1 protein-coding gene is annotated in these 444 nt (G+C 37.2%); it reads right to left on the reverse strand.

The annotated features are described in order from the left end of the window. Nucleotides 1-179 (reverse strand): BtpA/SgcQ family protein (locus tag E3E33_RS10710; RefSeq protein WP_304940809.1); only part of this gene is annotated, 179 nt, incomplete at its 3' end. Nucleotides 180-444: the final 265 nt, after the last annotated feature.

Consider the following 444-nt stretch of genomic DNA (forward strand, 5'->3'; position numbering starts at 1 on the left):
TAAAACGGTATATCATTGAAGTTTTCAATCATTATTGCATCAAAACCTGCTTGTTCAAGCTTTTTTGCTTCTCTGATGGCATGTTCAAGCACTACATCAAAGTTCCCTTCATAAAGATATGAGCCTGGCAGGGATTTGAGATGAACCATCCCGATGAGAACTTTTCTTTCAAAATTCATGAAATCACCTAACCATAGGTTAAGCTATTTGGCGTAATAAACTTTATTCATTGAGCATCTTGGAGTAATATATTTACATTTTTCTTGGAAAGCCTTGCCGTTCACGGCGGAGAAGAGATCAGGGAGAAGAGAGTGAATTATGAAAGAAAAACTTCCAAAAGGAATCTTAGAAAACCTTCTCCAGACGAAAAGGTTCTCTATGCAATAAGAAGAAATTTGGTCTTGAAGCAAAGCCTAAGTGGCTTGTGGTAACTGATAGAGGGAT

This window comes from Thermococcus sp. GR5 (assembly GCF_012027535.1).
Taxonomy (GTDB): domain Archaea; phylum Methanobacteriota_B; class Thermococci; order Thermococcales; family Thermococcaceae; genus Thermococcus; species Thermococcus onnurineus.